Consider the following 14,439-nt stretch of genomic DNA (forward strand, 5'->3'; position numbering starts at 1 on the left):
AGCACGTCGTGGTGTTCAGAAGTTGTCCTTGCGCTTGCGAATTTCGGCGAACACTTCGGCGTCGGAGGCTTTCTCCATGCCGAGATGCTTGCGGATTGCCGGGTCGTGCCAGCGCAGGAACGGATTGGTCGACAGTTCCTCGCCGATCGTGGTCGGCAGCGTTGGCTTGCCGTCGGCGCGCAGCGCCTCGATTTTCGCAGCGCGCTCCTTCAATGCCGAATTGGTCGGGTCGACGGTCAGCGCGAAGCGGGCGTTGGAGAGCGTGTATTCATGGCCGCAATAAACGACCGTCTCGGCCGGAAGTGCCGCGAGCTTTTTCAACGAATCGTACATCACCGGCGGCTTGCACTCGAACAGCCGGCCGCAGCCGAGCGCGAACAGCGTGTCGGCGGTGAACGCCACTTTCGATGCCGGCAGATGATAGGAGACATGGCCTGCCGTGTGGCCGGGCGTGGCGATCACGTCGATCCTCTCGTCGCCGAGGTGGATGACCGAACCTTGCTCGACGGTTTCGTCGATGCCGGGGATTTTTGCCTTTTCCGCTTCCGGTCCGACAATGCGCAGCTTGAAGCGCTCCTTCAGCGCCAGATTGGCCTCGACATGGTCGACATGGTGATGGGTGGTCAGGATCATCGTCGGCGTCCAGCCGGTACGCTCGATCGCGACCAGGATCGGCGCCTCCTCGGGCGCGTCGATGATCGCGGTCTGGCCGCTTTTCGGGTCATGCACCAGCACACCGAAATTGTCGCTGCGGCACATGAACTGTTCGATTTCAACCGGCATGGCGTTCTCTCCACTAGCGCGCCGTGCGTCCAGTTGGACGCACAAAGGACGCTCTAAACACTTTTATCTGCTGCATCGTGCTTTCCGAAATCGAAACCGATTTCGGGCCGATGCAGTAGTCGCCGCAGACATAGGGCGCTTGCCCGCGGATGTCATCCGCCTTTGTAGAACTTGGCGCCTTTGTTGAACTTGGACAGCATCGAAGATACCGTCCCGCGCATGCATTCCGATATCGTCGACCTTCGCTCCTTCTATTCGACCACGCTCGGGCGATTGGCCGAACGCTCGATCACCATGGCGTTGTCCTCGATATGGGCTGTCGTGCCCAATGAGCGGCTGGTCGGCCTCGGTTACACCTTGCCGTGGCTGGAGCGGTTCGGCACCGACGCCGAGCGCGTCTTTGCCTTCATGCCGGCAACGCAAGGCGCGGTGGTCTGGCCGGCTACGGGGCCGACCGCGACCGCACTGGTCTTCGATGAGGAATTGCCGCTGGTCGATGCCTCCATCGACCGCATGCTGCTCGTCCATTCACTCGAACATGCCGAGAACCCGCGCGAGACGCTGAACGAAATCTGGCGGGTGCTGTCGCCCGCCGGCCGCGTCGTCATCGTCGTGCCCAACCGGCGCGGTGTCTGGGCCCGTTTCGAGCATACGCCGTTCGGCAGCGGCCGGCCGTTTTCGCGCGGCCAGCTCACCGAATTGCTGCGCGAAGCAAACTTCACGCCCGCGGCCTGGTCCGACGCCCTGTTCTTCCCGCCATCGCGGCGACGCTTCATGATGCAGTTCCACAATGTGCTGGAGCGCGCCGGCCGCAGGTTCTGGCCGATCTTTTCCGGCGTCATCGTGGTCGAGGCGCAGAAGCGGCTCTATCAGGGCGTGCCGGTCGTCCAGCGCGCCTCTCGCCGCGTCTTCGTGCCGGTTTTCTCGCCGCATGGCGCCACAAGGCTCGGCCGGATATCGCCGACCGGGAACGCAACATTGCCGGGCCGTCGATGACATGTTCGTGATCGGAATCGCAGTTTTTCTCACCTATCTGTCGAGGGCGGGTTAGGTACCCGATTGAGTCGACATGTTCATCGGTTCCAGCACCGCTTCCGAATTGAAGGACTTCACCAATGGCTGATTATCCGGATGTCGAAGCCAGCGCCAAGCCGGTTGCCGCGTCGATCGAAACCAGCAGCCTGCGTGACCAATTGGCGACCATCAAGCTGGCGCTGGGGACCTCGCCGATCCGCAAACACCTGCTCTGGGCCTGCGTCGGCATAGTCGCCGTCATTGTGGCAACCTCGATTGGGCAGGTTCTGCTCAATCGCTGGAACGAGCCCTTCTACGATGCGCTGGCTCGGCGCGACATGCAGGGCTTCCTGCACCAGCTTCTGGTCTTTGCCGCCATCGCCGGCGGGCTTGTGGTGCTCAATGTCGGCCAGACCTGGCTCGACCAGACGATCCGGCTGAAGCTGCGCGAGGCGTTGACCCTCGATCTGATCGGTGAATGGATGCGGCCGGCCCGCGCCTTCCGGCTCGCCAACGCCGGCGCCATCGGCGTCAACCCTGACCAGCGCCTGCAGCAGGATGCCGGGCATCTCTCCGATCTTTCCACCGGTCTCGGCATAGGGCTGTTGCAATCGTTCATTCTGCTTGTTTCGTTCGTCGGCGTCCTATGGTCGCTGTCTTCGGGCTTCGTCTTCCATATCGGCGGCTATTCGCTGGCCATTCCGGGCTACATGGTGTGGGCCGCGATCCTCTATGCCGGCACGGCCTCCTGGCTGAGCTGGCTGGTCGGACGGCCGCTCATCCGCTTCAACAGCGACCGCTATACGCGTGAAGCGGAGCTGCGCTCCTCGGTTGTCCGCGTCAACGAGAATGTCGATGCCATCGCGCTTGCGCACGGCGAGGCCGACGCGAGACGACGGCTCGAGCTCGACCTCGGCACGGTGCTGGGCGCGATGCGGCGCATCTACAGCGCCCAGATCAATCTTTCCTGGGTGACCGATACCTATGGCTGGATCACTGTCGTCGCGCCGATCCTCGTCGCCTCGCCGGTCTATTTTGCCGGCGATATCAGCTTCGGCGGGCTGATGATGGCAGTCGGCGCCTTCAACCAGGTGCATGCCTCGTTGCGCTGGTTCATCAACAATATCGGCGGTATCGCCGATTGGCGCGCCACGCTGATGCGCGTCGCCGATTTCCGCATCGCGCTCGTTGAAACGGATGTGCTGCACGATAGCGAAGAACGCATCACGATCGGCGAAAACCCGAATGGCAGGCTGACATTCGAGAACCTCGAGGTCGCGTCGCGGGATGGATGTACGAAGCTCGCCGAGCCCCATCTCGAAATCCGCGCCGGCGAGCGCGTCATGATCACCGGAGATCCGCGCGCCGGCAAGACGCTGTTCTTTCGCGCCATTGCCGGTCTGTGGCCGTGGGGAAGCGGGCGGATCGGCATGCCGGCCGGAGAGGTGCCCGCCTTCGTTCCCCGAAAACCCTATTTCCCGCTCGGCACGCTGCGCGAAGTGCTCGACCACGCCGATGCGGCGGTTAGCGACGCCGAGATCTCGGCGGTGCTTGCCGAGGTCGGTCTCGGGCGTCTGTCGTCCTCGCTCGACCGCTCGGCGCGCTGGGAGCGCGAATTGAGCGATGACGAGCAGCGCCTGCTTGCCTTTGCCCGGCTGGTCTTGCGGCAGCCGAAATGGGTGATCATCGACGAGGCCTTGGACACGTTCGACGGCGCGACGCTGAGGCGGGTGCTGTCGATGCTGGAGGCGCGTCTGGCCGACGCCGCAATCCTCAATATCGGCCGAGGCCAGCAGAACATTGAATTCTTTCCACGCTCATTGGCGATTGTGAAAGACATCGAGCGACCGGCTCTCAAGCCAGTCCGTGTCAGGGCCGGCGCGATCGAACCACCCCCGGCCGTCGCCGCAGCCTACCAAGAGACGTAGCCGGCTATACGCCGCTAAGCTTTATTTCGCCGTGATCGCAGCGAAAGATTGGCTGGTATCGTTCGAAAGCCTGCGGCGTTGGACCCATGCTTGACGCGCTTAAAGCGCGTCCCGGTGAAGACATTCATGCGACACGCTTTAAGCCTCTGTTTCTATTCATGTCGTTACCCCAAAGCCGCTGCGCACTTTTGGGCGACATGCATTAGCCTGCTTGCCTGCCTTGCCTGCGCTCAGGCAGCACCACTCGCCGCGCCCGCCGATGCCATTGCAGTGGACGTCGAACTGGTGCTGGCGGTCGACATTTCGCACTCGATGGACGAAAAGGAATTCGCGCTGCAGCGCGCTGGCTATGTCGAGGCGCTGCGCCATCCCGACTTCATCAATGCGGTGCGTTCGGGCGTGACCGGCCGCATTGCGCTGGCCTATTTCGAATGGGCAGGCACCGTCCGCGACGATGCGGTCATTGCCTGGCAGGTCATCGACAATGCTGAGAGCGCTAACGCTTTCGCCGACAAGATCGAGGCGCGCCCGTTCAGGAGCTTTCGCGGCACCTCGATTTCCGGTGCGCTCGCCTTCGGCGCCAAGCTTTTGGATGGAGCCGCTTTCGACGCGACGCGCAGCGTCATCGACATTTCAGGCGATGGCCCCAACAATACCGGGATGCCCGTCACCACGACACGCGACGCCGCGGTGGCAAAGGACATCGTCGTCAACGGCCTGCCGATCCTGATCAGCCCGTCGCCCAGCTTTAGCCATCTCGACCGGTACTATGCCGAGTGCGTTACCGGCGGGCCAGGTTCCTTCGTGCTGCCGGTCTATGCCGCTTCCGAATTCGTGACCGCCATACGCCGCAAGCTGGTCCTGGAGGTCAGCGGTGTTGCCGGTCCCAGGGCCGCTCCCGCGACACTCCGGGTCGATGCGGCAACGCCGGTCGACTGTTTGCAAGGCGAGCGCGGCCGCCAGTTTTTCTCCGATCCGTATTTTCCGGAGCTTGATCGCTAGCTAGACTTGGTCGATGAATGGCGAACAGTCGCAGATGGTCTCCGGACTCTTGCCGGCCGCGCGCCATATGCGACGGCCGTTATCGCTTCAGCAGGAACACCGCTTGCTGGCCAAAGAAATTCCAGAACCACCAAGGCATCGACAGGCCGATTTTCTGGCCATTGGCGTCGAGCGCGGTTGCCTTTTCCACCGTTGCGCCGAGCTCTTCGCAGAGATTGACGAAGTCGCGGATGGTGCAGAAATGGATGTTGGGCGTGTCGTACCAGGAATAGGGCAGGTCCTTGGTCACCGGCATCCGCCCTTCGACGAACAGCGAAAGGCGCACCCGCCAGTGGCCGAAATTGGGGAAGGAGACGATGGCGTGCTTGCCGATCCTAAGCAACTCGTCGAGCACCAGCTTCGGGTTGCGGGTCGCCTGCAAGGTCTGCGACAGGACGACGAAATCAAAACCCTTGTCGGGATAGAATTTGAGGTCCTTGTCGGCGTCGCCCTGGATGACGGACAGGCCGCGCGCCACGCATTCGTTGACGCCGCGCTGCGACAGTTCCATCCCACGGCCGTCGACCTGCTTCGTTGCCTGCAGCAATTCGAGCAGCAGGCCATCACCGGAGCCGACGTCCAGCACCCGCGACTGCGGCGGGATGAGATCGGCGACGACTTCGAGGTCGACGCGCTGGGCGTGGTTGACACTCATGATCGTGGCTTTTGCTTGGCGCATGACCTTGATCCGAAAAGTCTGCAACTTTTCGGGGCCATGCGCTGCCTGGCACATGATCCCGGTCCGAAAAGTCTGCAACTTTTCGGGGTCATGCGCTGATGCATGGCGCAAGATGCCGGTCCGGAAAGCCTGCAATCTTCAGGGATCATGCGCTGAGCCCCCTGGCGCGAGCCGCCGAGGCGATAAAGCCGTTGATGGCAGCAAACAGCTCCGGCTCGTCGAGCAGGAAGGCGTCGTGGCCGCGATCGGTCTCGATCTCGACGAAGGACACCGAGGCGCCGGCCGCGTTCAACGCGTGAACGACCGAGCGGCTCTCCTCGGTCGGGAACAGCCAGTCGCTGGTGAAGGAGACCAGGCAGAAACGGGTTCTGGTGCCGGCAAAGGCGTCGGCCAGCCGGCCGCCATGATCGGCGGCGAGATCGAAATAGTCCATCGCCCGGGTCATGTAGAGATAGGAGTTGGCGTCGAAGCGGTCGACGAAGGTCATGCCCTGATGGCGCAGATAGCTCTCAATCTGGAAGTCGGCGTCGAAACCGAAGGTGAGCGCTTCACGGTCCTGCAGGTTGCGGCCAAACTTCCGGTGCAGGGCCGCCTCCGACAGATAAGTGATGTGAGCGGCCATGCGCGCCACAGCCAGTCCCTTTTCCGGGCGCTTGCCCTGCTCGAAATATTTGCCGCCATGCCAGTCCGGATCGGCCATCACCGCTTGCCGGCCGACCTCATGGAAGGCGATGTTCTGCGAGGAATGGCGCGCGCCAGTGGCGATCGGCAGTGCTGAGAAAACGCGCTCCGGATAGCTCGACGCCCATTGCAGCACCTGCATGCCGCCCATCGAGCCGCCGAGCACCGAGAACAGTTTTTCGATGCCGAAATGGTCGACCAGCATCAACTGCGCCCGCACCATGTCGCGGATGGTGATGATCGGCAGGTCGAGCCCGTAGGGCTTGCCGGTGGCTGGATTGGTCGAGGCGGGGCCGGTCGAGCCGAGACAGCCGCCGATGACGTTTGAGCAGATGACGAAGAAGCGGCTGGTGTCGATGATCTTGCCGGCGCCGATCAGCACTTCCCACCAGCCCGGCTTGCCGGTCACTGGATTGGTGCTGGCGACATGCTGGTCGCCGGTCAGTGCATGGCAGACGAGGATGGCGTTGGAGCGGGCGTCGTTGAGCGTGCCGTAAGTCTTGTAGGCGATCTGGAACGGTGACAGCAGCGTGCCGGCATCGAGCTTGAGCGGCTTGTCGGCACCGAAACGCAACACCGGGCTCGACGGCTCGTCGGCCTCGTTGTTGGTTCTTTTAGTGCGCAGCGCGACCATCGCATCCTCTTACATTAACCCATCGCGCTTTCCGAAAGTCGATTCCGATTTTCGGGTCGATGCGACTGTCCGGCCGGCTACGGACAACAAAAAACCGACATCGCCTTCGCAAAGCCGGTTACAGGATGCAAACGGCCCTTTAGCGAGTTGTTTAACGTGGCTGCAAGCCGACCGGCCAAATCACCACGGGATTTCGCCTTTCTTCTAGGACCGGAGCGTCTCGGCGTCAACGGCCAGTCGTTCACCCACGCCAGTCGCTCACCCATGATCGCCGCCTCTCGACATTCCAGGCCACGGCTTGTATTTCCGCTGCGGCTTCTAGTGTGGCGAATCCGAAATTCGCATCGCGTTGGAGCAGCGCAGTGGGCGAATTTCGGATTCGCCACACTAGCAACCAATGAATTCTAGTGTGCTGGATTTGAAGTTCCTGAGCGCTGTTGCCACCAAAATGGCAGGAACTTCAAATCCACCACACTAGGTGGAAGCGTTCTCGACGGATTTTTGCAATATGAACCAGGCATCGGATCAGGCACGTCCAACGCCCCGCGCGGGGATCATGGACATCGAAGCCTATGTGCCGGGCAAAAGCACGGCGCCGGCCGGCGTTGCCAAGGTCCACAAATTGTCGTCGAACGAGAACCCGCTCGGCCCCTCGCCGAAGGCGATAGAAGCCGCGCGCGACGTCGCGGCCAAACTCGACATATATCCCGACGGCACCGCCAGGCGCCTGCGGGAGGCGATCGCTGAGGTGCATGGCCTCAACCCGGCGAACATCGTCTGTTCCAATGGTTCCGACGAGATTCTCGGCCTGCTTGCGCAGACCTATCTCGCGCCCGGCCATGAAGCTGTGATCACCGAACACGGCTTCATGGTCTACAAGATCTACATCCAGTCGGCAGGTGCTGTCCCGGTGTCGGTCAAGGAAACCAATGAGCGCGCCGACGTCGATGCGATCCTCGCTGCGGTGACGCCGCGTACCAGGATCATCTTCCTCGCCAATCCCAACAACCCGACCGGCACCTATTTGCCGTTCCAGGAGGTGCGCCGCCTGCATGCCAGCCTGCCTCGAAACGTGCTTCTGGTGCTGGATGCAGCCTATGCCGAATATGTCCGCCGCAATGATTATGAAGCCGGCGTCGAGCTGGTGGCTGGCGCGGAAAACGTGGTTATGACCCGCACCTTCTCCAAGCTCGGCCTCGGCGGTGCGCGGATCGGCTGGATGTACGCGCCGATGCATATCATCGACGCGATCAACCGCGTGCGAGGTCCCTTCAACGTCAACGCGACGGCGATCGAGGCCGGCATTGCCGCGATCCGCGACCGCGCCCATGTCGAGCGCAGCGTGGCTCATAACGACACTTGGCTGCGATGGGTGAGCGAGGAGTTGACCAAGCTCGGACTGCGGGTGACGCCGAGCGTCGGCAATTTCGTCCTCATCCACTTTCCCGAGGACAAAAAACATTCGGCGGCGGCTGCGGACGATTACCTCTGTGCGCGCGGCTATATATTGCGGCGCGTTTCCGGCTATGGCTTCCCGAATGCACTGCGCATGAGCATCGGCACCGAAGAGGCCAATCGCGGCGTTGTCGCCGCCCTTGCGGCATTTCTGAAAAGCTGAACCCCGAAAAGCTGAAACAATGACATCACCGATGTTCGAAAAGATCGCGCTGGTCGGCATCGGCCTGATCGGCTCGTCGCTGGCCCGCGTAATCCATCGCGAAGGCCTTGCCGGCCACGTCGCCATCTCGACGCGCAGCGAAGCGACACTGGCGCGGGCGAGGGAACTCGGCCTCGGCTCCTCCTACGCGATGGATGCGAAAGAGGCGGTCCGCGATGCCGACCTGGTCATCGTTTCGGTGCCGGTCGGCTCTTCGGGCGAGGTCGCCGAGGAAATCGCACCGGCGCTGAAGCCGGGCGCGATCCTCACCGATGTCGGCTCGACCAAGGCCTCGGTCATCGCGCAGATGCAGCCGCATGTGCCTGCCGGCGTGCATTTCATTCCCGGCCATCCGCTGGCCGGCACCGAAAAATCGGGTCCGGACGCCGGCTTTGCCGACCTGTTCGAAAACCGCTGGTGCATCTTCACGCCGTTGCCCGGCACCGATCCGGCCGCATTGGAAAAACTCTCGGAATTCTGGCGGCGCTGCGGGTCCAACATCGACACGATGGATCCCCAGCATCACGACATGACGCTGGCGATCGTCTCGCACCTGCCGCACATCATCGCCTATAACATCGTCGGCACCGCCGACGATCTGGAGTCGGTGACCAAGTCGGAGGTGATCAAATATTCGGCTTCCGGGTTTCGCGACTTCACTCGCCTGGCCGCGTCCGACCCGACTATGTGGCGGGATGTCTGCCTGCACAACAAGGATGCCATCCTCGAAATGCTGGCGCGGTTCTCGGAAGATCTGGCCTCGCTGCAGCGGGCGATCCGCTGGGGCGACGGCGAAAAACTGTTCGACCTGTTCACCCGCACCCGCGCCGTCCGCCGCTCGATCATCGAGGCCGGCCAGGACATCGACGTACCGGACTTTGGCCGGCAGGCGGTGGAACATCCGGCCAAGGGATAGGGCATCGGACCAAAAGGGGCACCGGTTTTGGGAAAATCCGATGCTCAAACAAAAAGATAGAGCAGCGGTACGATTCGATTTGAAAGCCCGCCGCTGTCTCAGGCCGGCCAGTGAGCCGCCATCATCGCCAGTGTCTCGGCCCTGTCCGGCGCGCCCAGCCTGCCGCCGAAGCGCAGGCATTTGAGCGCAGCGGCGGCGCTGGCAAAGCGCAATGTCCATTCGATCGGCATCGCCTCCGCCAGCCCGACGGCAAAGGCGCCGTGAAACACGTCGCCGGCGGCAAGCGTATCCACTGCCTTGATCCTTGGCGCCGCGACATGGCGCACGGATCCCACTGAGCGGTCGAACCACCAGCTTCCCGCCGCGCCGCCGGTCACCGCGACAAACGCATCGGTGCGTCTGGCCAGCGCTTCACAGGCCTCTGGCGGGCCTCGCTCCTCGCCGCAGAGGATGAACGCCGCCGGCTCCGACGCGACGATGTGCGAGGCCAGCGGAAACAGCCGTTCCAGCACGTCTCGTGGCGCGGTGTCGGCGTCCAGTATGGCCGGACGGCCGATTGCGCGCGCCGCCGCCATGGCCAGAGCTGCTGCGCCCGGCCAGCGCACGTCGACCAGGACGGCGTCGAATGCGGTGAGATCCTGGGTGGGTAGCGCCTCGGGGTCGGCCTGGGCGAGCTTGTCATAAAAAGGAACGATGATGCGCTCGCCATGCGTGTCGACCAAGATGGCCGACAGTGCCGACCGCGCGCCGGTGACGCGCCGGACAAAGCTGCAATCGACGCGCTCGGCCCCGATCCCGGCGACCAGCTGATCGCCGACGGGGTCGTCCCCCGCGCTCGCCCACAGCGATACGTCCGCGCCGAGGCGGCGTGCGGCGCAGGCCGCGCTCGAAGCCATGCCCGAGGCGATCTGGACGCCGTCGGACGCGATGAACTTGCCCTGACGTGCCGGAAGCGTGTCGACACGAAGGATGGTATCGAGCGTCAGCGCGCCAACACTCAGGAGCTTCACCGGGCTGTTCATCTATCTTCCTGTTTCATCATGATCTTCTCCGAACTGGAGGTTCGCAATCGTGGTCTAATCGACCGGCTTGATCCTGCCCAGCGGGATAAAACCCAGCGAGGCCTTGCCCTTGACGACCTTGAGGGGCATCGACGGTTCGTTGCCAAGCAGCGCCAGCCCGGCAAAGCCGGTTTTGATCTGGCTCTTCTGCTCGGGAATGGCCTTGCCGAGGATTGCCGCCACCGCCTTCGGATCGCTGAGCTTGATCATCAGGTCGGCGTCGATCAGCCCGTCGGCATCGACCGACACCGGTCCGGAAACGGTGACGCGCGCGGTCCCCGACGACAGATCGAGCTTGCCGATATCCATCGCCTGGCCGCGCAGGCTCTCTGTTTGTGTCTTGATCAGCGCCACGCCGTTCTTCAGCGTCACGTCGCCACTGCCGTCGAGTGGCGGCAGCACGCGGCCATCGATGGCATCCGGTTCGATTTCGAGATTGGTGAAACTCCCGGAATAGTCGATGTCCTGGCCGTTCGGACGCAGTTGTCCGGCCGCTGTCCCGGCGCTGAACAACTCGACCGAGTCTGTGCCATCCGCCGGATCGGTCTGGGCTGACAGGCCCTCGGCCTCCAGTGAAACGCGCCGGGGCAGGGGCCAGGATAGTTTGACGTTCGCTCGCAGATCATCCCAGTCGATCCACAGCGGCGCCATCCCCGGCACGGAGGTTCTGAGCGGCCCCCGCAGGTCGGCGCCAGGCGACAGGATCTGGGTGATGTGCGTGACGGCGTTGAGGCTGCCGAGCGAGGCTGCGACGTTCCTGTTGTCGTCCTGATAAGCCAGGCTGTCGCAGGAAACCGCGAAGCTCAGCGGATAGCCGCTGACCGTGAGATTGGCGCAGTCGGCCTCGATGCCGTTGCCGTTGAGCTCGGCCACCGCTTTGTCGGCTTCGCTCTTGGCCTTGTCCGCCAGGTAGAACCAGCCGGCGCTGTAGAGGCCGAACAGCACAAGAATGAAAGCGCCAAGCCAGAAGAGGCGGCGGCGAAAATTCGGCGGACGCTCGTCACTTGACGTCATGCTACGGCTCTCGCTAGCGCGTGTTGCACAGGGGACTGTCGTTTCCGGCAACATCAGGTAGACGGAGACGGATTGAAAAAACACCGATTCCAGTGCGGTGCTGCAACCAGGCTTGGCGATATGGGCGATTTTTGGGTTTTTGGCTACGGTTCGCTGATCTGGCGGCCGGGATTTGCGCATGTCGAGACGCGGCGCGCGCGCCTCCACGGCTACCGCCGCTCGCTGTGCGTCTACTCCTTCGTGCATCGCGGCACGCGCGAACGGCCCGGCCTGGTGCTCGGCCTCGACCGTGGCGGCTCCTGCATTGGGCTGGCTTTCCGCGTCCCCGGCGATCTGCGCAACGAGGTCATCACCTATCTGCGCGAGCGCGAGTTGGTCACCAATGTCTATCGCGAGCGCATGCTTAGCATTCGCCTCGACAATGACGCTACGAACGGCGAGACGGATGGGGGCGAGACGGTCTCGGCGGTCGCCTATGTCGTCGATCGTGCCCACGAGCAATATGCCGGCGCGCTCGATGCCACCGATGCGGCGACAGTCGTTCGCGGTGCGGTCGGCCAGTCGGGAAGGAACGAGGACTACGTGCTCAGCACGCTGGAGCACCTCGAAGCGCTGGGCATCCGCGACCACTGGCTGGAAGAGGTGGCGAAACGGATCGGGTCGTGATCTTCTTTCGTTGTTTGACCATGATCTCGAAAACCGGTTCCCACTTTTTGCGTCGCAACCCTTCGGTTCGGGATGATGGTCCGGGTTACATCCTGAAAATCTGCTTTCCGAGATCGGCGCGATCCAGGCTGTTTGTCACGGCGAGCTCGAACTCCGCCAGCGGATGGATGCCGCCGACAGGAACATGGAAATCGGGTTGGCCGAAGATGTCGACAATTTCGCGCAACACTGGCCGGTCGGCTTCGACAGGCGGCGAAAAGAAGTAGCGGTAGATATTTGCCCTGATCTCGAGGCCGCTCAGCAGCACGTCGAAATTGTGCAGTTCGAAACGCTCGGTGCTCATGCCGCCATTGATAACCATCTGCCCGCCCATCGCCAGGGTGCGGATCAACTCGCCAGTGACGGGTCCGCCGACATTATCGATGATCCCGTTCAGCTTGGCGCCGTCGGTCATGTCCATGACTGCTTCCCTGATGCCGACCTTCAAACCCGACAGATCGAGGATGGCGGTGGCACCAAGCCGCTTCAGGTCCAGCCTGTCGCGCGATCGTCGCACGAGCGCAATCACGTTGATGCCGCGCCGTTGGGCGAACTGCATCACCATCGTCGAAACCGATGAATAGCCGGCCGTGACGGCCAGCCACTGTCCAGGCTGCACACGGGAATCCGCCAGCAGGTCCCAGGCGGTGATGGGGTTCACCATCTGCCCGGCGCGTTCGACCGGATAGCCGGCGGGCAGCGGGATCAGCCAAGCGACCGGGACGGCCGCATATTCTGCCCAGCTGTTGTAGTAGCTGAATGCGACAAGCGTGCCCGGTTTCAAGGCGACGTTCGCACCCACGGCCTCAACGATACCGGCGCCATGATTTCCGGCGATCTGGTGGGGGAAATGCGGCTTCTTCGGTTCGGGATAGAGGTTCTGGATGAACAGAAAGTCGCCAGGGTTGATCGAGGCGGAGACCATCCTGAGCAGCACCTCACCGTCGCCGATTCGCGGCATGGGCACGTCGCCGAGATAGAGCACGTCCTGCGGCGAGCCGATTGCGTCGAATACAACTGCTTTCATGGTGGTCTCCAATAACGGGCGATCTGGCCATGCAATCTGGACGCGGCCAGATCGCAGGCACCGGTGTTTGCATCGGCGTCGCGGAACCTAAGGCCGCTGGCAAAAATCGGAATTGGCAGATTTGACAATCTATGTGCTAAACTTGCCATAGTTGTTCAAAGGAGCCATCTTGGACAGTCGTCCCGTCCACGCCGTGATCTGGCTGCCGTCGACCTTCTATTCGGCCGTCGCCGCGACGCTTGTCGAAATGTTCGAGTTGGTGAATACCATTCGCGGCGCGCCGGCGATTTCCTTCGAATTCGTGGCACGGCAGGCCGACGCCACGACGACGCCTGGCATTTCCTTTCACACCCGACGCGAACCCTCGCAGCGTATGGACCTGCTGGTCCTGCTGGCCATGCCCGGTATGCAAATCCCGGAGCTTGTTGCCGCGCTGGAGGAAGAGAGCCGCCACGCCGCGCCGCTTATCGCAAGTGCGCAACGAGACGGCGCCATCATCGCCGCGCATTGCGGGGCTGGTTACTTCCTGGCAGACGCCGGTCTTCTCGACCGAAAGCGCGCGACGATCTCCTGGTGGCTGAAGACCGATGCCCAGCGTCGCTTTCCGAAGGTGCGTTGGGACGCTTCACGTGTGCTGATCGGGGACGGACGGATCTACACTTGCGGCGGCGGTTTTTCAGGCCTGGAGCTCGGCAAGGCGCTTCTGCGGGATCTTGGCTTCGCCAGGGAGGAGCGCCTGGTTCGCAAATTGCTGGTGCTGCCGCCGTCGCGGCAGATCCAGACACCCTACGAGTTTCCGCTTACCGATCTGCTGCCTTCGCAAGAGCCGTTCCGCGGCCGGCTCGAAACTTTGTCCAGAAAACAGCTCGGAGCGCTCGACCTTGCCTTCCTTGGTGCGCAACTCGGTCTGTCGCCGCGAACGCTTGCGCGCCGGTTTTCCGATGAATTGCATACCACTCCCGGCCGATGGATCCAAGACCGGCGCCTTGAGGCCGCGAAAACACTTCTTGAAAGCACCAAACTCGGTATTTCGGAAATATGTTACCAGGTCGGATACCGGGACACGGCCTCATTCAGCCGACTTTTCAACCGCGTGGTCGGACTGCCGCCTGGTGAATACCGGCGCCAGAGCCAGTAGACATCGGCTGGAACCTCGAACGCGGCGGATCGCGCCCCCGGATCGCGCCCTTGTGAAGCAGTGGTCCGTCGGAAAGAATGGCCAGGCCTTTGACCTCGGCGCGGTGAGACCTAGGTAAGCGAGGGCTTTTCGCCCGCTCCTTTCCATTCCCCACGGAGATC

General features: G+C 62.7%; 13 protein-coding genes and 1 riboswitch. Of the genes, 7 read left to right on the plus strand and 6 right to left on the minus strand.

Going from position 1 to position 14,439, the window contains the following annotated elements:
* Positions 1 to 15 precede the first annotated feature (15 nt).
* Complete coding sequence (gloB, locus tag AC0L14_RS26075) at positions 16 to 783, minus strand: hydroxyacylglutathione hydrolase (RefSeq protein ID WP_473636917.1); 768 nt, start codon at positions 781 to 783, stop codon at positions 16 to 18.
* 219 nt (positions 784 to 1,002) lie between these two features.
* Here gloB and AC0L14_RS26080 point away from each other — a divergent pair, with 219 nt between their 5' ends.
* The 3 genes from AC0L14_RS26080 (at position 1,003) to AC0L14_RS26090 (ending at position 4,727) form a co-directional block, all read left to right on the plus strand.
* Entirely contained in the window at positions 1,003 to 1,779 is a 777-nt protein-coding gene (locus AC0L14_RS26080; protein WP_473488135.1) for a class I SAM-dependent methyltransferase, read from the plus strand.
* 119 nt (positions 1,780 to 1,898) lie between these two features.
* Positions 1,899 to 3,725, plus strand: coding sequence for an ABC transporter ATP-binding protein/permease (locus tag AC0L14_RS26085; RefSeq protein ID WP_473751206.1), 1,827 nt, complete (start codon positions 1,899 to 1,901; stop codon positions 3,723 to 3,725).
* A 201-nt stretch (positions 3,726 to 3,926) separates the two neighbouring features.
* Positions 3,927 to 4,727: a DUF1194 domain-containing protein gene (locus tag AC0L14_RS26090; protein ID WP_425294106.1), complete on the plus strand. Its 801-nt coding sequence runs from the start codon at positions 3,927 to 3,929 to the stop codon at positions 4,725 to 4,727.
* Between the two features lie 79 nt (positions 4,728 to 4,806).
* Here AC0L14_RS26090 and metW read toward each other — a convergent pair whose 3' ends face one another.
* Both metW and metX read right to left on the minus strand, forming a co-directional pair.
* Positions 4,807 to 5,421, minus strand: coding sequence for a methionine biosynthesis protein MetW (gene metW / locus AC0L14_RS26095; RefSeq protein ID WP_023797197.1), 615 nt, complete (start codon positions 5,419 to 5,421; stop codon positions 4,807 to 4,809).
* Positions 5,422 to 5,590: 169 nt separating this feature from the next.
* Positions 5,591 to 6,760, minus strand: a complete 1,170-nt coding sequence (gene metX, locus AC0L14_RS26100; protein WP_473751207.1) for a homoserine O-acetyltransferase MetX — start codon at positions 6,758 to 6,760, stop codon at positions 5,591 to 5,593.
* A gap of 119 nt (positions 6,761 to 6,879) precedes the next feature.
* Positions 6,880 to 6,957: riboswitch (SAM riboswitch) on the minus strand.
* A 311-nt stretch (positions 6,958 to 7,268) separates the two neighbouring features.
* Here metX and hisC point away from each other — a divergent pair.
* Positions 7,269 to 8,378, plus strand: a complete 1,110-nt coding sequence (gene hisC / locus AC0L14_RS26105; protein ID WP_473636920.1) for a histidinol-phosphate transaminase — start codon at positions 7,269 to 7,271, stop codon at positions 8,376 to 8,378.
* Between the two features lie 19 nt (positions 8,379 to 8,397).
* The gene (locus AC0L14_RS26110) at positions 8,398 to 9,333 is read left to right on the plus strand and encodes a prephenate/arogenate dehydrogenase family protein (protein ID WP_473636921.1); all 936 of its coding nucleotides are present in this window, start codon (positions 8,398 to 8,400) and stop codon (positions 9,331 to 9,333) included.
* 98 nt (positions 9,334 to 9,431) lie between these two features.
* On the opposite strand, the gene AC0L14_RS26115 is transcribed toward AC0L14_RS26110, so the two are convergent.
* Both AC0L14_RS26115 and AC0L14_RS26120 read right to left on the minus strand, forming a co-directional pair.
* The gene (locus tag AC0L14_RS26115; protein ID WP_473751208.1) at positions 9,432 to 10,355 is read right to left on the minus strand and encodes a sugar kinase; all 924 of its coding nucleotides are present in this window, start codon (positions 10,353 to 10,355) and stop codon (positions 9,432 to 9,434) included.
* Positions 10,356 to 10,409: 54 nt separating this feature from the next.
* On the minus strand, positions 10,410 to 11,408 hold the full coding sequence (locus tag AC0L14_RS26120; protein WP_473751209.1) for a DUF2125 domain-containing protein: 999 nt from the start codon (positions 11,406 to 11,408) through the stop codon (positions 10,410 to 10,412).
* Between the two features lie 120 nt (positions 11,409 to 11,528).
* Here AC0L14_RS26120 and AC0L14_RS26125 point away from each other — a divergent pair, with 120 nt between their 5' ends.
* Positions 11,529 to 12,074, plus strand: a complete 546-nt coding sequence (locus tag AC0L14_RS26125; RefSeq protein ID WP_473751243.1) for a gamma-glutamylcyclotransferase — start codon at positions 11,529 to 11,531, stop codon at positions 12,072 to 12,074.
* 85 nt (positions 12,075 to 12,159) lie between these two features.
* On the opposite strand, the gene AC0L14_RS26130 is transcribed toward AC0L14_RS26125, so the two are convergent.
* Positions 12,160 to 13,140 carry a quinone oxidoreductase family protein gene (locus AC0L14_RS26130; RefSeq protein ID WP_473529026.1) on the minus strand — a complete coding sequence of 327 codons (981 nt, stop codon included), beginning with the start codon at positions 13,138 to 13,140 and terminating at the stop codon, positions 12,160 to 12,162.
* 169 nt (positions 13,141 to 13,309) lie between these two features.
* On the opposite strand from AC0L14_RS26130, the gene AC0L14_RS26135 reads away from it, so the two are divergent.
* Positions 13,310 to 14,278 carry a GlxA family transcriptional regulator gene (locus AC0L14_RS26135; RefSeq protein ID WP_473636924.1) on the plus strand — a complete coding sequence of 323 codons (969 nt, stop codon included), beginning with the start codon at positions 13,310 to 13,312 and terminating at the stop codon, positions 14,276 to 14,278.
* The last annotated feature ends 161 nt before the right edge of the window (positions 14,279 to 14,439 follow it).

It is taken from the genome of Mesorhizobium sp. WSM4841 (assembly GCF_055811515.1).

Bases quoted from the DNA above. Each gene is read 5' to 3' on its own strand.
- gloB (WP_473636917.1), bottom strand. From the start codon at position 783: ATGCCGGTTGAAATCGAACAGTTCATGTGCCGCAGCGACAATTTCGGT.
- AC0L14_RS26080 (WP_473488135.1), top strand. From the start codon at position 1,003: ATGCATTCCGATATCGTCGACCTTCGCTCCTTCTATTCGACCACGCTC.
- AC0L14_RS26085 (WP_473751206.1), top strand. From the start codon at position 1,899: ATGGCTGATTATCCGGATGTCGAAGCCAGCGCCAAGCCGGTTGCCGCG.
- metW (WP_023797197.1), bottom strand. From the start codon at position 5,421: ATGAGTGTCAACCACGCCCAGCGCGTCGACCTCGAAGTCGTCGCCGAT.
- metX (WP_473751207.1), bottom strand. From the start codon at position 6,760: ATGGTCGCGCTGCGCACTAAAAGAACCAACAACGAGGCCGACGAGCCG.
- hisC (WP_473636920.1), top strand. From the start codon at position 7,269: ATGAACCAGGCATCGGATCAGGCACGTCCAACGCCCCGCGCGGGGATC.
- AC0L14_RS26110 (WP_473636921.1), top strand. From the start codon at position 8,398: ATGACATCACCGATGTTCGAAAAGATCGCGCTGGTCGGCATCGGCCTG.
- AC0L14_RS26115 (WP_473751208.1), bottom strand. From the start codon at position 10,355: ATGAACAGCCCGGTGAAGCTCCTGAGTGTTGGCGCGCTGACGCTCGAT.
- AC0L14_RS26120 (WP_473751209.1), bottom strand. From the start codon at position 11,408: ATGACGTCAAGTGACGAGCGTCCGCCGAATTTTCGCCGCCGCCTCTTC.
- AC0L14_RS26125 (WP_473751243.1), top strand. From the start codon at position 11,529: ATGGGCGATTTTTGGGTTTTTGGCTACGGTTCGCTGATCTGGCGGCCG.
- AC0L14_RS26130 (WP_473529026.1), bottom strand. From the start codon at position 13,140: ATGAAAGCAGTTGTATTCGACGCAATCGGCTCGCCGCAGGACGTGCTC.